Here is a 17,794-nt window from a genome sequence, read left to right as displayed (position 1 = left end):
TATTTAAGAAACTTTAACGTCCTGATTTTGTGAATTAAAGTGGTTATTTTTGAGAATCCGGAACAAATTCCAGACTTATAGAATTCATACAATATCTTAATCCTGTAGGCTTCGGACCGTCATCAAAAACATGTCCCAGATGGGAATCACATCTTTTACAAAGTACCTCTACTCTATCCATACCGTACGACTGATCTCTTACATAATAGACTCCTTCTTTATCAGCTTCAAAGAAACTCGGCCAGCCGCAGCTGCTGGAAAATTTTGATGTCGAACGGAACAGATGATTTCCACATACCGCACAATAATATTCTCCTACCTCATCAAATTCGTTATATTTTCCTGTAAAAGCTCTTTCTGTTGCCGCTTCTCTGGCTATTGCGTATAGATCCGGAGCAAGGATTTTTTTCCATTCTTCATTGGAAACATTGAGTTTTGAAGTATCTGTTCTGGAGTAGTATGGATTGCTTTTTGCTTGTGTATTTTCCATAGGAGTTTTTTTAATAGGTTCATATTTCTGCGTACATGCCTGCAGAATAATTAATAGGGTTATTGAAATTAAAAATTTCATAGTAAATTTTAATTCTTTAACCACGAATGGTTTCATAACCAAATTTAGTAAATTTGAGAATATGAATGACGAAGCAAAAAGAAAACAACTTAGAAAATATAAAGCATTTGCCACCGGATTATTTATCCTGATGGCTGTTATTTTCATTGTTACCACTATTTTACAGAAGTCTGATAACTCTCACTGGATTGGCTATGTCCGGGCCTTTGCTGAAGCCGCTATGGTGGGTGCGCTTGCGGACTGGTTTGCGGTAACGGCCTTATTCCGGCATCCTCTCGGGCTTCCTATTCCCCATACCAACCTGATTGAAAACAGTAAGCAGAGACTGGGAGACAACCTTGGAAATTTCGTGGTGGGAAACTTCCTTTCACCTCAGAATATCCGCCCTTACATCCAAAAGCTTAAAGTATCCAATTTTGTGGGAGAATGGCTGGCCAAGGAAAAAAGCCAGGACATTTTGATTAAAAACCTTTCGGATATTGTTCTTGATATTCTCAATAAACTGGATGATTCTACGGTAAGCCAGTTTATCAGCAAAAAGGTTTCTGAAATGACAGATGATGTCAAGCTTAATAAAGTAGTAGGAAACGGAATCGGTTATATACTGGAAAAAAATGATCACCAGAGAATCATCACCAATCTTTCAAAACAGATCAAAGAATACATCATTGAAAACGATGAAATGATCCAGGAGAGAGTAAAAAAAGGCAGTTATTCGTTCATTCCATCTTTTGTAGATAACAAAATTGCTGATAAAATTGCCGACGGACTTTCTGATTTTTTCAAAGAAATAGAAGAAGATCCTCAGCATGAAGTAAGAGCATTGATCACTCAGAAGATTCATGAATTTTCCGTTGATCTGAAAGAAGATCCGAAATGGGATGAAGAATTTAAAACGATTAAAAACGGTCTTCTCAAAAATGATAAACTGGATGAATATTCCAATGATATCTGGGTTTCCATTAAAAAAACGTTGATGAAAGAACTTCAGGAGGAGGAAAACTCGGCTTTGAAAAACTATCTTACTAAAAATTTGAATGAGTTTGCCCGGAATTTAAAAACAGATGAAAACCTTCAGAATAAAATTGACCATTGGGTTCGGGTGACAGCTTATAAATACATTCTGAAAAACACTCATCAATTCGGAAACCTCATCAGTACTACCGTTGGGAACTGGCAAGGAAAAGAGCTCAGTGAAAAACTGGAACTGGAAGTAGGGAAAGACCTACAGTTTATCCGGGTCAACGGAACGCTGGTAGGAGGTTTGGTAGGACTGATTATCTATACCATCGCACACTTCTTCATTTAAAAAAAACTAAAATCCACGACAACTCAACCATGAAAAAAATTTTCAGTGTCTTCTTTTTCTTTTTCCTCACTTTTTTTATCGGTCAAAAAGTTGAATTAAAGAAAGTAACAGATTCTTCCCAGACTTTTACAGGAGAAATCGGAGGAATACCAATTACTGTTGAACTTAGCTACACTGGCATTGTCGATTGTGATCAATACCAGCATTATGTGGATGGATGGTATTATTATGACAAATACAAAAAGAAAATCCCGCTTACCGGAATATATGACTATTATGGAAATTTGTCGCTGTATAATTTTGGGACGAAACAAAAACAGAATTCGAAGCTTTTGAAAGAGCAGATCACTTCTCTTCAGAAAGTGGAAAAGACGGATGAAATAGCCCAGAAATTAGCCCCAAAGGAATCTATTGTATTTGAAAATAGCAGCCTGAATACCAACCCTGTTCCAGGACATTTTTATCTGGATGGAAAAGCTCAGCCTGCAAAATTGTTTACAGGCAATATGATGATCTACCGTCTCAACAATTATCTGTATTTACCCAATAATAAGAAAATCAATACCTATGATTTCATCAATAAAGCAGGCGGAAACGAGCTAATTTCCTATTCCTCAGGAGAAAATGGGAACAGGATTTTACTGTATTTTGAGGAAATATCAAATTTTAATGCCTGCGGGCAATGCGGGGCAAGCAATGGAGAGAAAGGCTACCGTGTTCTTTACTTTACAAAAGACTGGAATTATAAAAACTATGAAGAATTCCTGACTGAGAGCTGCCGCGAAAATATATATGACGTTACCAAAACGAAATCCAAAGACAAACAAACGATTATCTATAAAATAGGGAAAACCGAAAGCACTCCGCCCCATACGCTTACAGTAAATATTAAAAACGCATCTGTTGTAAAGTCAAAATAAAAAAGAGAGTCATATCAACTCTCTTTTATTTTATCTCGGCAACCTGCTGGCTCTTTTTAGCAATTCCTGATTGATGTCGTTGATCAGTTGCGGGCCTTCATAAATAAATCCTGTATATAACTGAACCAGTGTAGCCCCTGCATCCAGCTTCTCCATCGCATCCTTAGCAGAGTGAATTCCTCCTACTCCAATGATTGGAAATGCCCTGTTGCTTTTATCGGAAAGGTATTTGATCATTTTTGTACTTCTCTCACGGATGGGCTTTCCGCTTAATCCACCATTTCCTATCTGTGCTAAAACTTCCGGAGAGGTTTTCAGGCCTTCTCTGTTCACGGATGTATTGGAAACTACAATACCATCTATTTTTGTTTCAGCGATCAGATCAATGATTTCGTCTAACTGATTGTTATTCAAATCCGGTGCAATTTTCAGTAATATAGGTTTCTGTACAGATTTTGACTGGTTTATTTTTTTCACTTCCGTAATCAGTTCTCTCAGATAGTCTACATCTTCCAGTTTCGCGTGGCTTCCTACGTTCGGGCAGCTCACATTCAATACAAAGTAATCTACATGAGGATGAAGACCTTCAAAACAGTCTAAGTAATCCTGCGTATAATTTTCCGGACTTGTATCTGTATTTTTCCCGATGTTTCCACCGATGATTATTTTTCCTTTATTGGATTTCAGTTTTTCAATAGCTGCTTCAAAACCATCATTATTGAATCCCATTCTGTTGATGATCCCACCATCTTCAATCAAACGGAACAATCTTTTCTTAGGATTTCCGGCTTGCGCTCTCGGGGTAACGGTTCCTATTTCTACAAATCCGAAACCAAGATCTCCCAATTCGTTAAATAACACTGCATTTTTATCGAAACCGGCAGCCATTCCTACAGGATTTTTAAATTTCAATCCAAAGACTTCTCTTTCCAGACGTTTGTCTTCAATAGGTTTTGGTAAAAGCAGTTTGGTAAGAAATCCAAAATTTTTAAGCATTGAAAATGTAAAATGATGAACTTCTTCAGGATCAAATTTGAAAAGGATCGGACGAATGAGCGATTTGTACATTGAAAAAAAGTTTTACAAAATTACTCATTTTAAAATTAATGCTAGATTGATGTAGGATATTTTATCGAAATATCTCATATACAGCATCTATAAGATATACATATTGGTGAGATAATTTTCTAAACGCTACGACCGCAAAGAAATAGGACAATCATGAAAACATTTGGTTCGCAAGGGCGTTTCATTAAGCGAAGTTCACACTATCAGCCTTTGCTGAACGAAGTGCCTTCGCGATCGGAAATAAAAGCTATTTATCAATAACTTTGCGAGCATTGCGTTAAAACAATATGTACAGAGAAATCTATGTTATCTGTTAAATGGAATGGGATACTTAGAAATCCCATCCTTGTCAAGGTTTAAAACCTTGACAAGGATATTTAAAATCTTAAAGTTTTCATGAAGAGTACACACTCAGATCAAAATTCAGGATATCTCCTACTCTTTTGAATTCCTCATCTATAGCGGCATTTATTGTAATTCTTTCTTTAGAAACAGGATGGTTAAAAATCAACTGATGGGCATGAAGCGTCATTTTGTTGATGTCAAATGTCTGAAGCCACAACTTATTTTGTTTGTTGCAGCCATGTTTGCGACAGCCCAGGATCGGATGCAAAATATGTTTAAAATGTTTTCTCAGCTGATGAAATCTTCCCGTTTCAGGAATGGCTTCTACCAAAGAATATCTCGAAGTCTGATGTTTTAAAAAAGGTAAATCTATTTCTGAAGTCTGCAACCGACGATAGTACGTAACAGCATTTTGTGTGACTTCATTTTCATTAACTAAATCATAATCAATGGTTTCTTCTTCTTTTGTCCAGCCACGAAGAATGGCCAGATATTTCTTCTCCACATCGCGTGATGCAAACTGCTCGCTCATGATTCTAAGAGTATCTTTATCCAGAGTAAACAGCAGAACCCCCGAAGTTTTCCGGTCCAACCGGTGTACGGGATACACTTTTTGCCCGATCTGTTTCTTCAATTCCTGAATAGCATAGGTATCAGCTTCTCCGGCATAAAAAGATTTATGAACCAGTAACCCGCTGGGTTTGTTGATGGCAATAAGATGCTCGTCACGATAAAGAATTTCTAACATCCGGCAAAAGTAAAGATTTTTGGATTGATATTATATGCTGCCATCTTTGTAAACCTAACAGGTTTAGACATTCCTTTATCATAGCCCCGATCTGAGAGAAAATCCCGCAGCGAGACGGCGGCGCGAAGCAGAGCCGCCGAGCGAGGAATTGCAACGGAGAGCGGGTTCCCGGCTCCTGAAAAATTAAATTGTCAATATTTGTCTGTTTATTAACTGCTTTTTTTATTGAATCTCATGATTTTGGATCCAAATTGCTATTTTTGCATTTCAGACGTAAAAAAATTATGGCAAAGCAAGAAGATGTTTTCAAGAAAGTGATTTCTCACGCTAAAGAATATGGTTTTATTTTCCCATCGAGTGAGATCTATGATGGTTTATCCGCTGTTTATGATTATGGACAGAACGGTGCCGAACTAAAAAATAATATCAAACAATATTGGTGGAAAGCTATGGTACAGCTTAACGAAAATATTGTCGGCATTGATTCGGCGATCCTTATGCACCCAACAACCTGGAAGGCATCGGGCCACGTAGACGCTTTCAACGATCCATTGATTGATAATAAAGATTCTAAGAAACGTTTCAGAGCAGACGTTTTGGTGGAAGATTATTGTGCTAAAATTGAAGATAAAGAGAATAAAGAAATCGAAAAAGCAGCGAAAAGATTCGGGGATGCTTTCGATAAGGATCAGTTTGTAGCTACCAATCCAAAAATTATTGAATACAGAGCAAAAAGAGAGGCTATTCTTTCAAGACTGGCAAAATCTCTGGAAAATGAAGACCTTGCTGATGTAAAAGCTTTGATTGAGGAGCTTGAAATTGCAGATCCTGATACAGGTTCTAAAAACTGGACTGAAGTAAGACAGTTCAACCTGATGTTCGGGACAAAGCTGGGAGCTTCTGCTGACAGTGCTATGGATCTTTATCTGAGACCTGAAACGGCTCAGGGTATTTTCGTTAACTTCTTAAACGTACAGAAAACTTCACGTCACAAGCTTCCTTTCGGTATTGCGCAGATCGGTAAAGCATTCAGAAATGAGATTGTTGCGAGACAGTTCATTTTCAGAATGCGTGAGTTCGAACAAATGGAAATGCAGTTTTTCGTAGCTCCGGGAACAGAACTTGAATTCTACGAACAGTGGAAGCAGAAACGTCTGAACTGGCACAGAGCTTTAGGTTTGGGAGATGAGAACTACAGATTCCACGATCACGAAAAGCTTGCTCACTATGCTAATGCTGCGGCTGATATTGAGTTTAACTTCCCATTCGGATTTAAAGAACTGGAAGGTATTCACTCAAGAACAGATTTCGACTTAAAAGCTCATGAGAAACATTCCGGCAGAAAGCTACAGTTCTTCGATCCTGAAAGAAACGAAAATTATGTTCCTTATGTAGTGGAAACTTCAGTAGGTTTAGACAGATTATTCCTTTCCATATTCTCTCATTGTTTAAGAGACGAAGTGTTGGAAGACGGTTCAGAAAGAACGGTTTTATCTTTACCTCCGGCATTGGCACCCATTAAAGCAGCTATTCTTCCATTGATGAAGAGAGATGGTTTAGCAGAATATGCTGAAAAGATCTTCAATGATCTGAAATATGATTTCAACCTGTTCTATGAAGAGAAAGATGCCATCGGAAAACGTTACAGAAGACAGGATGCCATTGGTACTCCATACTGTATCACTGTGGATCACGATTCTCTTACAGATCACACGGTAACCATCAGAGACAGAGATACGATGCAGCAGGAAAGAGTTCCTGTTTCAGAGCTGAGAAGAATCATTGATGAAAAAACGAACTTCAGAAATTTACTTTCTCAATTATAGTTACAAAGCCCTGGTTTCAGGGCTTTTTTATTTTTCGCAACATATGGGTTAATTTATTATTTTTATCCCTCAAATTTTAACCATGAAAAAAATAACGCTGATGATGTTTGGTCTGATCCAGACATTTGCTTTTTCCCAAACTCAGGACCTGACAACTCTCGCTGCCGGCGACCATGTGGGGATGAATGCTCTATTCGATGATAAAGACAATCTGTACGGTTACGTTTCTCTCTATTCTTATGGTAAATCCGGTGACAAGACCAAGAAATTTGAGTATGTAATTCTTGATAAAAACCTCAACCCTGTTGCCAATAAAGAGTTTGAGGGAGATATCACGGCTGCTTCTTATCTGGGATATGTTGATTTTAAAGGTCAGATTATTTTAAAGCCTTCCATGATGGATTATTCTCTTGTGAAGAGCAAAGAAGTCTTTACTCCGGTTTCTATGGTAATCGATCCGAAAACCAACTCTATTACCCGAAAAATATATTATGATTATCTGGAAAACGGCACTTTCAAAGAGATCAACGAACCGAAGAGCTGGAAAGAACAACGTAAGGAAAACCGTGATGAGAAAAAAGAGAAAGGCTATAACTACGTTTCTGCGGTAGGAGAACTGAAAGAAGGCGGTTATTTTGCTGTTGAATACAAAGATTACGGCAAGTATGAAAACAGCAACAGCCTCATGAGGTTTGATGAAAACAAAAAGGAAATCTGGAGGTATCAATACAACACAGACGGCAGCAAAAAACTGTACACTACCCTTTCTGTTCTGGAAAGGGATGAGAACAATATGTACTGCATTATGAAAAAAGTGAATGACAAGCAGAAAACATTCAGCCTCATGGTTCTTGATATGAAAACCGGAAAAGAGAAATCCAGCAAACCCATTACCGGATTATCTGATGATACCATAGACAATATTGAATCTTTCTACTCCAATTACAGAAAGCTTGATAATGATAAAACCTTTGATGATAAAGTAGTTTTGCTGGGAAGAAACTATGATAACTCAGAATCAGTAGGGTTTGCGAGAATGCTCCTCAACAAATCCGATTTCTCTGTAGATACGAAAACAATTAATTATGAGCCCAACATCTCTGCTTTTCTCCCGAAGCTCAATAAAAATGGTATGGTAGAAAGCGGATACATGCTTCAGACTAAAGACATGTACTTTATGAATGATGGAAGTGTGGGTATTTTATCAGAAAAGTATAAGCCGGCCGGTCAGTATAACGCACCAAAGACGACTGATCTTGTGTACATCTACACGGATAAGGATTTTAAAGTGAAAAATGTTCAGGTTTTTGAAAAGGAAAAATCAAAATGGGTGAACAGCGATTATCTGTTTTCACAGTACCTTAACGGAGGAAAAGATGTGGTGTTTTTCTATCGTGACTATCAAAAAGATGAAGTCACCAAACAAAAAAGATGGAATCTGTTTATCAATACCATTATTGATGGAAAATTCAAACAGGAGATTATTCCGATCTCTGAAAAAGATAATTATGCAGTAACGCCATATGTAGGAAAAGAAGGTTATATCCTGCTTCGTGAGTATAACGAGAAAGAGAAATTCAATAAAATCCGTCTGGAGAAATTAAATTATTAAAATAATAAGAACCCTGACAAAACATCAGGGTTCTTTCTTTTGTGTTTAGGCTAAAGCCAGCGGAATTTTTATTATTTCAAAAACAGGCTCCTTCGACTAAGCTCAGGATAATAGCCCGTTCCTATTTTGAGATTTCAATCATTTATAATTAAAATCAGTTTACTTTTGCCAGCGTCTCATTCGTCTGATAAAAGTCTGCTATATTCTTTATTTCATCAAGGCTTAAGTTCCACATAAAGTTCAGAAACTGCTGGTAGCTTTCACTTTGATTTTTAGGTTCTATTCTATCCAGATACCGGTTGAGATTATAATTTTTTCTCGCCTCATATATTTTGGAGAAACATCTTCCCAGCCAGCTTTTATAATATTTTTCTTCCTCTTCATCCTGCAGAAACTGCATGGCAGCATAGATTCCCAGTCCGTAATCTTCCGAATGGAAATAATTGGGTAAAATCTCCATCCTTGCAGTTTTTCTTAATGTTAAAAAAAGATCTGAAGGTTTTTCCGGACTCACAGGAGTACCAAGCTCTGTAAAAGTCTTTTTAAGCGCTTCTATTCTTCTGGAAACTTCAGGATGCGATGCCAGAGAATCTTTGTTCAGCTTTTCTTTATAAAAGTTATAATTGTACAGGGAAAAATCTTCCTTTTTCATCCATTTCTCATTGAATGCCTGCCTGGGAAGATTAAACAGTTTTTTATAGGTTTCCACCTTTAATTCCCGTGGAGAGATCGTATCAAAATCCTGTAACCTCTGAAGAGCATTGACGAATTCTGTTTTCCTGAAATCACTGTTTTTAAAAATAACATACCCTAAAGAATCTGCCTGTATTTCATTTTGTCTTCTTTCCACGCTTTTCTTGTAGACTCTGTTTTTAAAAATATCGAAAGCCTTCTGGTTCTGGCTCTGGCTTCTGCTTGTCGTAGTGGATTTGATATTCTCAACTACCAGTTTATCCTGTTTATCCTGTTCTATAATTTTCAAAAAAGTCTTCAGGGAGTGCTCCTCTATTTTATGTCCAAGCTCATGGGAAATCACTGCAGCAATTTGTTCCTCATTATTCAGCCAGCTGTAAAGCCCCATATTGATGACAAAAGTTCCGTCAGCAAGGCAATAGGCATTGGGAGTGTTGTCTTTGGCAATCAGAATTTTCAGATCGTGAGGAATTGTAGGATTATTCTTTTTAAGACGTTGAATCATAGACTGTATGCTGGTTTCAAATTCAGATTTAAAAATAAAATCCTTATTCTTCACCTGCTTTTCAAAATCAGTTCCGAATTCTTTATAAATTTTGGATAATTCAGAGCCTGTTTTTCCGGAATATTGGGACTTTAATCTCTTTACAGTTGCTTCATTATTCCCTTCAAAACTCTTTAAAAATGCTTTTCTCTGTATATAATCTGCAGTATCTATCGGTTTATAAATCTGGGCTGTTCCCAGGATTGAAAACAGGAAGTACCCCAATACAAAAATTTTTCTGGTCATAGTTTTCATCAATAAGAACAAAAATAACTTATTTGCTGATTCATTTTAAATTTTATAACCAAATTATTTTAAATTTGTTAAAGACCCATTCATAAAAAATGAGAATACTAAAATATATGATAGGCGGGGCTGTAGCCGGTGCGGCAGCAGCTTATTTTCTGGGATATGATTATTTATTCAATGGCATTTCCAAAACCTATCTGAAAGGAAAATCAAGTGCCCATATTGATGATGGAAATCTTTTCCCGAGCAATCCTGTTGCAACAGAAGAACCCAAACTCTGGGAGGAAGATCCGGACTACAATAAAACAGAATTACCTAAATATTTAGTTGAAAACTTAAAACGCTCCAGAACAGCTGCTTTGGTAGTGATAAGGAATGGAAAAATTCTTCATGAACAGTATTGGGACGGCTACAATCAGCTATCACAAACCAATTCTTTTTCTATGGCAAAAGCAGTGACGGTGATGCTTCTGGGAAAGGCACTGGAAGAAGGAATTATTCCAACTCTGGATGAAAAGTTCTCAGATTTTTATCCCGAATTTAAAAACAAACCCTTTGGAAATCAGGTTACCCTTAAGAATTTGGCCGAGATGGAAGCCGGACTGGACTGGAATGAAGATTACAACAATCCTTTTCTGCCCAATACTAAAGCCTATTATGGAAAAAGCCTTGTAAAAGCTGTATTTTCCCGGAGATTTAAAGAAGAACCCGGAGTCAGATTTGAGTATCAAAGCGGCTCGACACAGTTTCTTGGTTTTGCACTCCGAAAAGCGTTGAATCAATCACTGGCCGCCTATTTATCCGAAAAATTCTGGATTCCTCTGGGAATGGAACAGAATGCCAAATGGAGTACAGATGATCACGGTATGGAAAAAGCCTATTGCTGTATTCATTCCAATGCAAGAGATTTTGCCAAACTGGGACAACTTTTTCTGGATGATGGGAAAGCCGGAGATCATCAGATTCTCAATGCAGACTTTATTGAACAGATGAGAACTCCTACTGAAAAGTCTCAAAACATTTATGGAATGGGACTTTGGATCAATCATGACAATCCTGTCAAACATTATTATTTCCTCGGATTACAGGGACAATATATTATCATGGTTCCGGAGCATAATATGGTTATTGTAAAAACCGGAAGCTATTCCAACAATCCTAAGAATGACAGAGGAAGACCTGACCAGGTAAAATTCCTTGTGAATGAAATTGTAGAACTATTCTGATAAACAGTATGGAAAAACATAGCGCAAAAGTTGATGAATACATTGAAAAATCTCCCGATTTTGCAAAACCTATCTTAGATTATCTTCGTGAAATCATTCATGAAGCCTGCCCCGATGCGGAAGAAGCCATCAAATGGAAGTTTCCCACTTTCATGTATAAAGGGAAGATTTTATGTTCCATCACCGCTTTCAAGCAATATTGCAGCCTTGGATTCTGGCTGCATCAGGAAATGAAAACTTTACAGGAAATATAAACAAATACTGAAAAAAGTTCAATGTTCAGTTTAGGAAAAATAACCCGTCTTGAAGATCTTCCATCCCAACCTCAGCTGAAAAGAGCGATTAAAGAAGCCATGGAGCTTACAGATATGGGTGTAATGATGAAAAAAGCACCTCCATCGAGGATAGAAATGGAAATTCCTGATTATTTTCAATCTGCCCTGAATGCTCAGCCGAAAGCAAAAGAAATTTTTGAAAAAGCTTCACCATCTTTCAGAAAAGAGTATATTGCATGGCTTACAGAAGCCAAAACAGAAGCTACCAGAAATAAAAGATTGGAACAGTCTTTGGAATGGATAGCCGAAGGTAAAGGCCGCAACTGGAAGTACCAGAAAAAATAAAAAAACACACACAATGAAGAAAAAAATTATTCTCTTTTTCTTCCTGATTATTTCAATTTTTACATTCGCTCAGGAATTTGATTTTGAGGGACAATATAAGTATGCCCGAACACTATCGTCCAAAAATCCGGACAGCTCAGAAATCGTTCTGAATAAGATTATAGATTCTGCACGGAAAAGAAATCTCCCGGAATTTTTAGCAAAAGCTTATTATTTAAAGTCTTTCAACAGCTATCTGAGATCTGATGCTGAGAAAAGTCTTGATTTTGCAGATAAGGCGCTTACAATAGCGACCCAAAGCGATTACAGCATCGGAAAAGCGCTGGCATACAGAATGCAGGGAACTCAATATGCAAAGCTCGGGCTACTTAAAGAGTCTTCTACCAGCCTCCGGAATGCACTTGCTGAAGTAAAAAATAATAATACCGAGGAAGGACATGAGCTGAAAGGAATGATCTATAATTCTTTTTTGATCCTTCTTAACAAGGGACAGTATAAAGAGAAAGCGTATTATTCCAAAAGTGCCATACAGGAATTTCAGAAGCTTAAGAATGTCAACAGAAGAAATGAACTGCTGATTTCCGCTTATACCAATATGGGATATAATTTATCTGAGATAAAAAAATTCAGGGAGGCTAAACCTTATTTTGTAAAAGCCCTTTCGCTGGTAGGGGAAAACAATTATTATCTTCGGGCAAACATCCTGAATGATATCGGATTTTCTTTTTCAAAACAGAATAAACCGGACAGTGCGGTGCTTTATTATCAGAAATCCCTGGCCATTGTAGACCGGTATGGGTTCAATGAAAAAAAGATTGAGGTTACTAAAAATCTTGAAGAAGCCTACGCCCAGCTTCACGACGATACCAATACCGAAAAATATAAAATTGAAAATCTTACATTAAAAGACAGCATTGCTTACAACAAGGCCATGGCCGTCAACAAAACACTTTCTAAAAAAGAAGAGAGTTTTCATAAGCAGCTCAATGAAAGCCATTCTGTCTCAAAAGGGCTTATTATTGCGTGCCTTGCATTATTAATTGTTTCAGGAGCTGTGATTTTCAATAGCCTCCGTCTCCGTAAAAAACATAAAGAAGCTGTTTCCAGAATTTACAGAGAAGGCATTTCTCCTGTTATTTATGAGGAAGATCCACAGGAAATTTCTGAGGATATTCAGGCAAAAAATACCTCTACTCCATCAGAAATAAAAATTTCGCCGGAAGTAGAGGAAAACATATTACAGGGATTAAAAATATTTGAAGAAAACCTTGAGTTTAACAACAAAAACATTTCGCGTTACAATCTTGCCAACACATTGAATATCAATACAAAATATCTTTCAACGGTTATTAAGAAACATAAGAAATTCAATTTCAACCAATACATTAATCATCTGAGGATCAATTACATTGTTAACCAGTTGAAAAATGAACCTCAATACAGAAAGTATAAGATCAATCACCTTGCAGAAATTACGGGATATTCCTCCCACAGTGCTTTTTCTCTTGAGTTCAAAAAGATTACAGGACTTCACCCGTCTGCTTTTATCAAAACCCTTGATGAAATCTCCTGATTACTGTTCTGCTATGGTAAGATTATTATAGCCACCCGTATTGTTGAGTGAAAAATTCGCGAGGTTTGAATTATTTAAATTAAACCAGATATAAGGCATCAGCCTCTGCCCTGCTGTCATGTAGAATGAAGCGGTACAGTTACTTCCTGCATCAATATTTCCTACGCTGTTTGAGGACATGGTATTGGCACATTTTACGGTGTTGATAATATTGGTGACAGCCAGTCCGCCCGTATTATCATAAAGCTGCCAGATGGCTTCTATCTGAATAGGATTTAAAGGATCCGTTGTATAATTAATGGCCAGCGGAGCCAGATCTGTAGTGAAAGTGGCTACATAAATTCCATTTCTGGGAGCTGTAAAAATACCTGTCGCAGCATTAAAGCTCGTCCCGGAATTGCTCTCAAAAGTTTTACTCCAGTCTACAAGATAATTACTTGCTCTGTTCTGTAAACCCGCAGTTATAGTGGGAGCAGCAGGAGTTGTCAGTTTTACATTATTGGTCGTTTTGGCTGCAATAACGATTACTTTATTACTGGCAGACTGTGCTGTGAGCAAAGGAAGCCATTCATTTCCATTGGAATATTCCACACCGTTGTTATACCGTACGGCACCCTCATCTGCGGCTGCGGCTGTAAGGGCAGATGTTCCAAAACCAATGGCTCCGTTTCCGGAATTTCTGGCATCCACTTTTACTGCCGGGTTCAAAGTTCCTGCTCCTATTTTCCCTGCACTGTTCACAAGGATATCATTACTCTGCTGGGCTGGAGTAAATACAGCCCCTGAAGCAGGATTATCTTTTTGTCCGTCAATATGCAAAATGCCCTGCGGATTTGGGGTATTGATTCCAATTTGTGAAAATGCACACTGGAAGCTTAACGTCATTAAAATCAGTAAACAATTTTTTTTCATCATGTATGTTTTTATAATCCGAAAATACTTAAAGAGGTAAGCGTAGAATCGGTATCCAGGGTTTTTGAACTTCCCAGTTTCTGATTCAGGCTTACGGTAATATTATCACCCTGGTTCAGGTTGAAAATACCTGAGCAGTTTCCTGCGACGCGGTTTCCAATGGTATTGTTTCCGGGATAACTTCCTACACATTTGAAAACTTTACCGGTTGCGGAAGAGGTAGAATTGGTCTGGATCAAGGTTTCATATCTTGAATCGTCTGCAATACTTCCGGAAGCCAGTGAAAAGGTAAAGGATACAATATATACCCCTGTTTTTGAAGCTGTAAAAGTACCTGTACCGGCATTAAAGCTGCTGTTCACATCTGTTTTTTTAGTCCAGCCCGTAACGGCAGTCTGTACTCCATTGCTGAAACTTTGTATGGAAGCATTTTCAGCATCCACAAAATCATTGGGAGCCTTATGAGCCAGTGCTACCCAAGCTGTTCCGTTGGAATAGCTCAGATCCTGAGTTCCGGAATTATACCTCATCGCTCCTGCCTTTGCTGCAGATGCAGATTGTGAAGTTCCTCCGATGCCAATAGCATTCAGGCGTTCCCCTGATCTCAGATCCAGTCTTGTTTTGGGAGATTTTCTCCCTACTCCTACATTTCCGGAAGAAGTAATGACTACATCATCATAATAACTGGAAAGTATTGAGGTATTTGTATTTTTCTGTCCGTCAATATGTACTGCTCCTTCCGGGGAAGACATATTGATTCCTATCTGGGCCTTCATCGCTATGCTGCTGCAAATGATCAGGGCCAGTCCTAATTTTTTTATCATATTCAATGTGTTATTGTTCCAGAATAGAAAGATTTACAAAGCCATATTCATTGCTTGCAGAAGAAGTATCGGTTCTCAGACTCAGGTTGCCATTATAGACAGACTGATAGATATACGGCTGAAGCGTGTCTCCCTTATTGAGCTGAACGCCTGCAACGCAGGATCCTGCCACCTGTGCCTGTTTTGAGATATTGGAGTAAGATTTCACGCATTTTTTTATCGTAGTGCTTCCGTTTACAACATATCTTGCTTCTGAAAAATAGCCTGAAACAATAGGAATTCTTACAAAGTCATACGTAAAAGAAACAAGATATACTCCTGTTCTTGGCGCTGTAAAAACACCTGTTCCGGGAGTAAAATTTCCTGTCGGATCGGAAACCTCTGTCCAGCCTGTAATACCTGTAGCAGTCTGATAGGGAATTTTAACGGCAAAGTTCGCAGCCTGAAGGTTGGCTACCACTACTGCCTTTGTTGGGGAAGAAATAAGATCCTGCCATACAATACCATCCGAATACTGCATCTTTCCACCATTCAGCGGATTATACCGTACAGCACCTCCGCCTGCAGTCGAGGCTGTCTGACTGGTTTCTCCAATTCCGATTGCATTATCAGTATTGTTAGCTGAGCGCGTATCGATTCTGGTGGCCGGTGTTAAAGTTCCGATTCCGATTTCTCCGGCAGAAGTGATGGCAACATCATTGGAAATTTGGGTAGAGGATGGAGCTCCGGATGAGGGATTATCTTTTGCCCCATCCACATGGAAAATAGTTTGAGGGCTTGAAGTATTAATACCTACTTGAGCTTTTGAATAGCTTATGGTAAAGCATAAGGGAACCAGAATTCCCTTCATCAAAATACTTAGATTTTTCATTTAATTTGTGGTTTTAAAACGAGTACATTTCTTGGTCAAAGATAAATGTAAAAGCACATCCCACACAATAGCCCCGCTTAAGACACAAATACTTAAAATATTGATAATAAGCAAAATAGAACATTATTTTACATTATCAAAATACGGAATTTTATTATTTTACCATAAAACTGAACCTTATTTCGTAAGAAATTTTAAGGATTTATGTTTTTTGATGAAAAAGATTATTTCAGAAAAGATTGGATGTCATTAATAAGTTCATCATATGATCTCCTATACTCCGATCTCAATATTGTTCCTGTTTCAGATTCCTCAATAATGACATCATAGCCATTGGTTTTAAAATAGTCGTATGCTGAAATATAAATGAGAACATTTCCCTTCTTCAGCCCTAAAGCTGTAGTATCTGCGTCCCAGTAATCTACAAATTCATATCCGGAAAAGTCTTCAAATGCAAGTTTATGTATTAAATTATTGATTTCAGGTATTTTATTTTCCATTCAATAAGAAATAATAAGGGGGAAAATAAACAGAGTTTTTGAATTAAAATGATTCTTAATGAAATCTGAAGTTCGCTTCCGGTAATGTATTCTTTTTTAAAAAGGCTTCATATTCAGGAGACAGCTTTGCACGGCCGAAGGTATTTTCTCCACTCATGCTTCCCAGACGTACCTTATCCTTACCAAACTTTCTGTTCATGGCATCCATTGCTTTCATCACAGGCAGATGCTGGTTTTGAATATCTTCTTCAAAAAGGCTGATCTGTCTCTGATCTTCAGGTACAAAATCATTTACCATTACTCCTGCTCTCTTATAATGAAATCCTTCTCTGTAAATGGCTTCAAAAAGTTCATTAACCACTCTTCCGATGAGAATGGACGAATTGGTAGGATTGGAAAGGATCCGGGTCATTGCATTTTTGTATTCAGGAAGGTCTTTTCTGAACCGGTTGGTTTGTACAAAAACAGTTATCATTTTACAGCAAGTGTTCTGCTTTCTGAGTCTTTCCGAACAATACATTCCAAAAGTTTCTACCCTTTCCCGTACTTCTTCTTTCTTTGTAAGCATCTGCATAAAGCTTCGGGTAACTGCGATAGATTTTTTAGGTGAAGGAGCATCCAGCTCAAGCTGACGAATTCCCTTCAATTCATTGACCATTCTTACTCCATGAATTCCCATGATTTTTCGAACCCACATTTCAGGCTTCTGAAGAAGATCCCATGCTTTATAAACACCACTGTCATTCATTTTAGCAGCAAGCCTGCGTCCTATTCCCCATACATCTCCTATATTGAGCCATTTCAAAGCTTTTTCAATTTTTTCAGGAGTATCCAGAATATAAACTCCTTTAAAATTATCCGGAAATTCTTTTACGATCCTGTTGGCTACTTTACATAAAGTTTTGGTGGGTGCAATTCCTATACTTACCGGAATATTTTCTTTCTCATTAATCTCATTTCTGATCTTAAGACAATATTCATACATATCAATGTATTTAAAACCTGTCAAATCAAGAAAGAGCTCATCGATACTGTACACTTCATGGTCAAGCACATAAGATTTGGCAATATTAATAACCTGTTGGCTTTTATAATTATACAGTTCAAATTTTGCAGAAAAACTTTTCACATCATGTTTCCGGAAAAGCTCTTTATACTTGAATGCAGGAGCAGCCATAGGAATTCCCAGATCTTTTGCTTCTTTGCTTCTGGACACAACACATCCATCGTTGTTGGAAAGAACCACAACGGGTTTGCCTTCAAGATCAGGATCTAAAGTCCTTTCACAGGAAACAAAAAAATTGTTACAATCTACCAGAGCGTACATGACAATTGTATAGTAAAATCTATACAAAATTATAGCTTTTAAAGAATAAAACCATC

The 17,794-nt window shown here is 37.6% G+C and carries 17 protein-coding genes; 8 read left to right on the top strand and 9 right to left on the bottom strand.

Translation table 11 applies throughout. The features are described 5' to 3' along the window. Positions 1-43: 43 nt before the first annotated feature. Complete coding sequence (msrB, locus tag ACLI50_RS15565; protein WP_238349664.1) at positions 44-490, bottom strand: peptide-methionine (R)-S-oxide reductase MsrB; 447 nt, start codon at positions 488-490, stop codon at positions 44-46. Positions 491-632: 142 nt separating this feature from the next. Between msrB and ACLI50_RS15560 the strand changes: the two genes are divergently transcribed. Both ACLI50_RS15560 and ACLI50_RS15555 read left to right on the top strand, forming a co-directional pair. Continuing rightward, a complete protein-coding gene (locus ACLI50_RS15560) occupies positions 633-1,880 on the top strand; it encodes a DUF445 domain-containing protein (RefSeq protein ID WP_411414178.1) in 1,248 nt (415 codons plus the stop codon). Between the two features lie 29 nt (positions 1,881-1,909). Beyond that, positions 1,910-2,800: a hypothetical protein gene (locus ACLI50_RS15555; RefSeq protein WP_395972217.1), complete on the top strand. Its 891-nt coding sequence runs from the start codon at positions 1,910-1,912 to the stop codon at positions 2,798-2,800. 30 nt (positions 2,801-2,830) lie between these two features. Here ACLI50_RS15555 and ACLI50_RS15550 read toward each other — a convergent pair whose 3' ends face one another. Together ACLI50_RS15550 and ACLI50_RS15545 are read right to left on the bottom strand one after the other, a co-directional pair. Beyond that, the gene (locus ACLI50_RS15550) at positions 2,831-3,868 is read right to left on the bottom strand and encodes a quinone-dependent dihydroorotate dehydrogenase (RefSeq protein ID WP_411414177.1); all 1,038 of its coding nucleotides are present in this window, start codon (positions 3,866-3,868) and stop codon (positions 2,831-2,833) included. Between the two features lie 394 nt (positions 3,869-4,262). Next, the gene (locus ACLI50_RS15545; RefSeq protein WP_202841817.1) at positions 4,263-4,961 is read right to left on the bottom strand and encodes a pseudouridine synthase; all 699 of its coding nucleotides are present in this window, start codon (positions 4,959-4,961) and stop codon (positions 4,263-4,265) included. A 284-nt stretch (positions 4,962-5,245) separates the two neighbouring features. On the opposite strand from ACLI50_RS15545, the gene ACLI50_RS15540 reads away from it, so the two are divergent. Beyond that, a complete protein-coding gene (locus ACLI50_RS15540; RefSeq protein ID WP_411414176.1) occupies positions 5,246-6,787 on the top strand; it encodes a glycine--tRNA ligase in 1,542 nt (513 codons plus the stop codon). Between the two features lie 82 nt (positions 6,788-6,869). Further along, positions 6,870-8,399: a hypothetical protein gene (locus ACLI50_RS15535; protein ID WP_202841819.1), complete on the top strand. Its 1,530-nt coding sequence runs from the start codon at positions 6,870-6,872 to the stop codon at positions 8,397-8,399. 154 nt (positions 8,400-8,553) lie between these two features. Here the strand turns inward: ACLI50_RS15535 and ACLI50_RS15530 are convergent, their stop codons facing one another. Next, positions 8,554-9,882: a M48 family metalloprotease gene (locus tag ACLI50_RS15530; RefSeq protein ID WP_411414175.1), complete on the bottom strand. Its 1,329-nt coding sequence runs from the start codon at positions 9,880-9,882 to the stop codon at positions 8,554-8,556. A gap of 98 nt (positions 9,883-9,980) precedes the next feature. On the opposite strand from ACLI50_RS15530, the gene ACLI50_RS15525 reads away from it, so the two are divergent. Genes ACLI50_RS15525 through ACLI50_RS15510 form a run of 4 tightly spaced genes read left to right on the top strand, consistent with a single transcriptional unit; the run spans position 9,981 to position 13,304 of the window. Continuing rightward, positions 9,981-11,111 carry a serine hydrolase domain-containing protein gene (locus ACLI50_RS15525; RefSeq protein ID WP_411414174.1) on the top strand — a complete coding sequence of 377 codons (1,131 nt, stop codon included), beginning with the start codon at positions 9,981-9,983 and terminating at the stop codon, positions 11,109-11,111. A gap of 8 nt (positions 11,112-11,119) precedes the next feature. Further along, positions 11,120-11,365, top strand: a complete 246-nt coding sequence (locus ACLI50_RS15520) for a DUF1801 domain-containing protein (RefSeq protein WP_411414173.1) — start codon at positions 11,120-11,122, stop codon at positions 11,363-11,365. A 21-nt stretch (positions 11,366-11,386) separates the two neighbouring features. Further along, positions 11,387-11,731 carry a YdeI/OmpD-associated family protein gene (locus ACLI50_RS15515; RefSeq protein WP_411414172.1) on the top strand — a complete coding sequence of 115 codons (345 nt, stop codon included), beginning with the start codon at positions 11,387-11,389 and terminating at the stop codon, positions 11,729-11,731. A 13-nt stretch (positions 11,732-11,744) separates the two neighbouring features. After that, positions 11,745-13,304 carry a tetratricopeptide repeat protein gene (locus ACLI50_RS15510; RefSeq protein ID WP_411414171.1) on the top strand — a complete coding sequence of 520 codons (1,560 nt, stop codon included), beginning with the start codon at positions 11,745-11,747 and terminating at the stop codon, positions 13,302-13,304. Here the strand turns inward: ACLI50_RS15510 and ACLI50_RS15505 are convergent, their stop codons facing one another. From ACLI50_RS15505 to ACLI50_RS15485, 5 genes are all read right to left on the bottom strand, one after another. Beyond that, a complete protein-coding gene (locus ACLI50_RS15505) occupies positions 13,305-14,219 on the bottom strand; it encodes a hypothetical protein (protein ID WP_411414170.1) in 915 nt (304 codons plus the stop codon). It abuts the gene before it with no gap. An 8-nt stretch (positions 14,220-14,227) separates the two neighbouring features. Next, the gene (locus ACLI50_RS15500; protein WP_411414169.1) at positions 14,228-15,040 is read right to left on the bottom strand and encodes a hypothetical protein; all 813 of its coding nucleotides are present in this window, start codon (positions 15,038-15,040) and stop codon (positions 14,228-14,230) included. A gap of 10 nt (positions 15,041-15,050) precedes the next feature. Then, positions 15,051-15,911, bottom strand: a complete 861-nt coding sequence (locus ACLI50_RS15495; RefSeq protein ID WP_411414168.1) for a complement C1q domain-containing protein — start codon at positions 15,909-15,911, stop codon at positions 15,051-15,053. 224 nt (positions 15,912-16,135) lie between these two features. Further along, the gene (locus ACLI50_RS15490) at positions 16,136-16,411 is read right to left on the bottom strand and encodes a hypothetical protein (RefSeq protein ID WP_411414167.1); all 276 of its coding nucleotides are present in this window, start codon (positions 16,409-16,411) and stop codon (positions 16,136-16,138) included. Positions 16,412-16,466: 55 nt separating this feature from the next. After that, entirely contained in the window at positions 16,467-17,765 is a 1,299-nt protein-coding gene (locus ACLI50_RS15485; RefSeq protein WP_411414166.1) for a Y-family DNA polymerase, read from the bottom strand. Positions 17,766-17,794: the final 29 nt, after the last annotated feature.

It is taken from the genome of Chryseobacterium cupriresistens, from assembly GCF_046614675.1.
Lineage (GTDB): Bacteria > Bacteroidota > Bacteroidia > Flavobacteriales > Weeksellaceae > Chryseobacterium > Chryseobacterium cupriresistens.
Note: the sequence above shows the minus strand (reverse complement) of the source record. Positions and strands in the feature narration are given on the sequence as shown.

Excerpts from the sequence above, each read along its gene's own strand:
- ACLI50_RS15540 (WP_411414176.1), top strand. The coding sequence starts at position 5,246 with ATGGCAAAGCAAGAAGATGTTTTCAAGAAAGTGATTTCTCACGCTAAA.
- ACLI50_RS15555 (WP_395972217.1), top strand. The coding sequence starts at position 1,910 with ATGAAAAAAATTTTCAGTGTCTTCTTTTTCTTTTTCCTCACTTTTTTT.
- ACLI50_RS15510 (WP_411414171.1), top strand. The coding sequence starts at position 11,745 with ATGAAGAAAAAAATTATTCTCTTTTTCTTCCTGATTATTTCAATTTTT.
- ACLI50_RS15515 (WP_411414172.1), top strand. The coding sequence starts at position 11,387 with ATGTTCAGTTTAGGAAAAATAACCCGTCTTGAAGATCTTCCATCCCAA.
- ACLI50_RS15500 (WP_411414169.1), bottom strand. The coding sequence starts at position 15,040 with ATGATAAAAAAATTAGGACTGGCCCTGATCATTTGCAGCAGCATAGCG.
- ACLI50_RS15545 (WP_202841817.1), bottom strand. The coding sequence starts at position 4,961 with ATGTTAGAAATTCTTTATCGTGACGAGCATCTTATTGCCATCAACAAA.
- ACLI50_RS15520 (WP_411414173.1), top strand. The coding sequence starts at position 11,120 with ATGGAAAAACATAGCGCAAAAGTTGATGAATACATTGAAAAATCTCCC.
- ACLI50_RS15560 (WP_411414178.1), top strand. The coding sequence starts at position 633 with ATGAATGACGAAGCAAAAAGAAAACAACTTAGAAAATATAAAGCATTT.
- ACLI50_RS15525 (WP_411414174.1), top strand. The coding sequence starts at position 9,981 with ATGAGAATACTAAAATATATGATAGGCGGGGCTGTAGCCGGTGCGGCA.
- ACLI50_RS15535 (WP_202841819.1), top strand. The coding sequence starts at position 6,870 with ATGAAAAAAATAACGCTGATGATGTTTGGTCTGATCCAGACATTTGCT.
- ACLI50_RS15550 (WP_411414177.1), bottom strand. The coding sequence starts at position 3,868 with ATGTACAAATCGCTCATTCGTCCGATCCTTTTCAAATTTGATCCTGAA.
- ACLI50_RS15530 (WP_411414175.1), bottom strand. The coding sequence starts at position 9,882 with ATGACCAGAAAAATTTTTGTATTGGGGTACTTCCTGTTTTCAATCCTG.
- ACLI50_RS15505 (WP_411414170.1), bottom strand. The coding sequence starts at position 14,219 with ATGATGAAAAAAAATTGTTTACTGATTTTAATGACGTTAAGCTTCCAG.
- ACLI50_RS15495 (WP_411414168.1), bottom strand. The coding sequence starts at position 15,911 with ATGAAAAATCTAAGTATTTTGATGAAGGGAATTCTGGTTCCCTTATGC.
- ACLI50_RS15490 (WP_411414167.1), bottom strand. The coding sequence starts at position 16,411 with ATGGAAAATAAAATACCTGAAATCAATAATTTAATACATAAACTTGCA.
- msrB (WP_238349664.1), bottom strand. The coding sequence starts at position 490 with ATGGAAAATACACAAGCAAAAAGCAATCCATACTACTCCAGAACAGAT.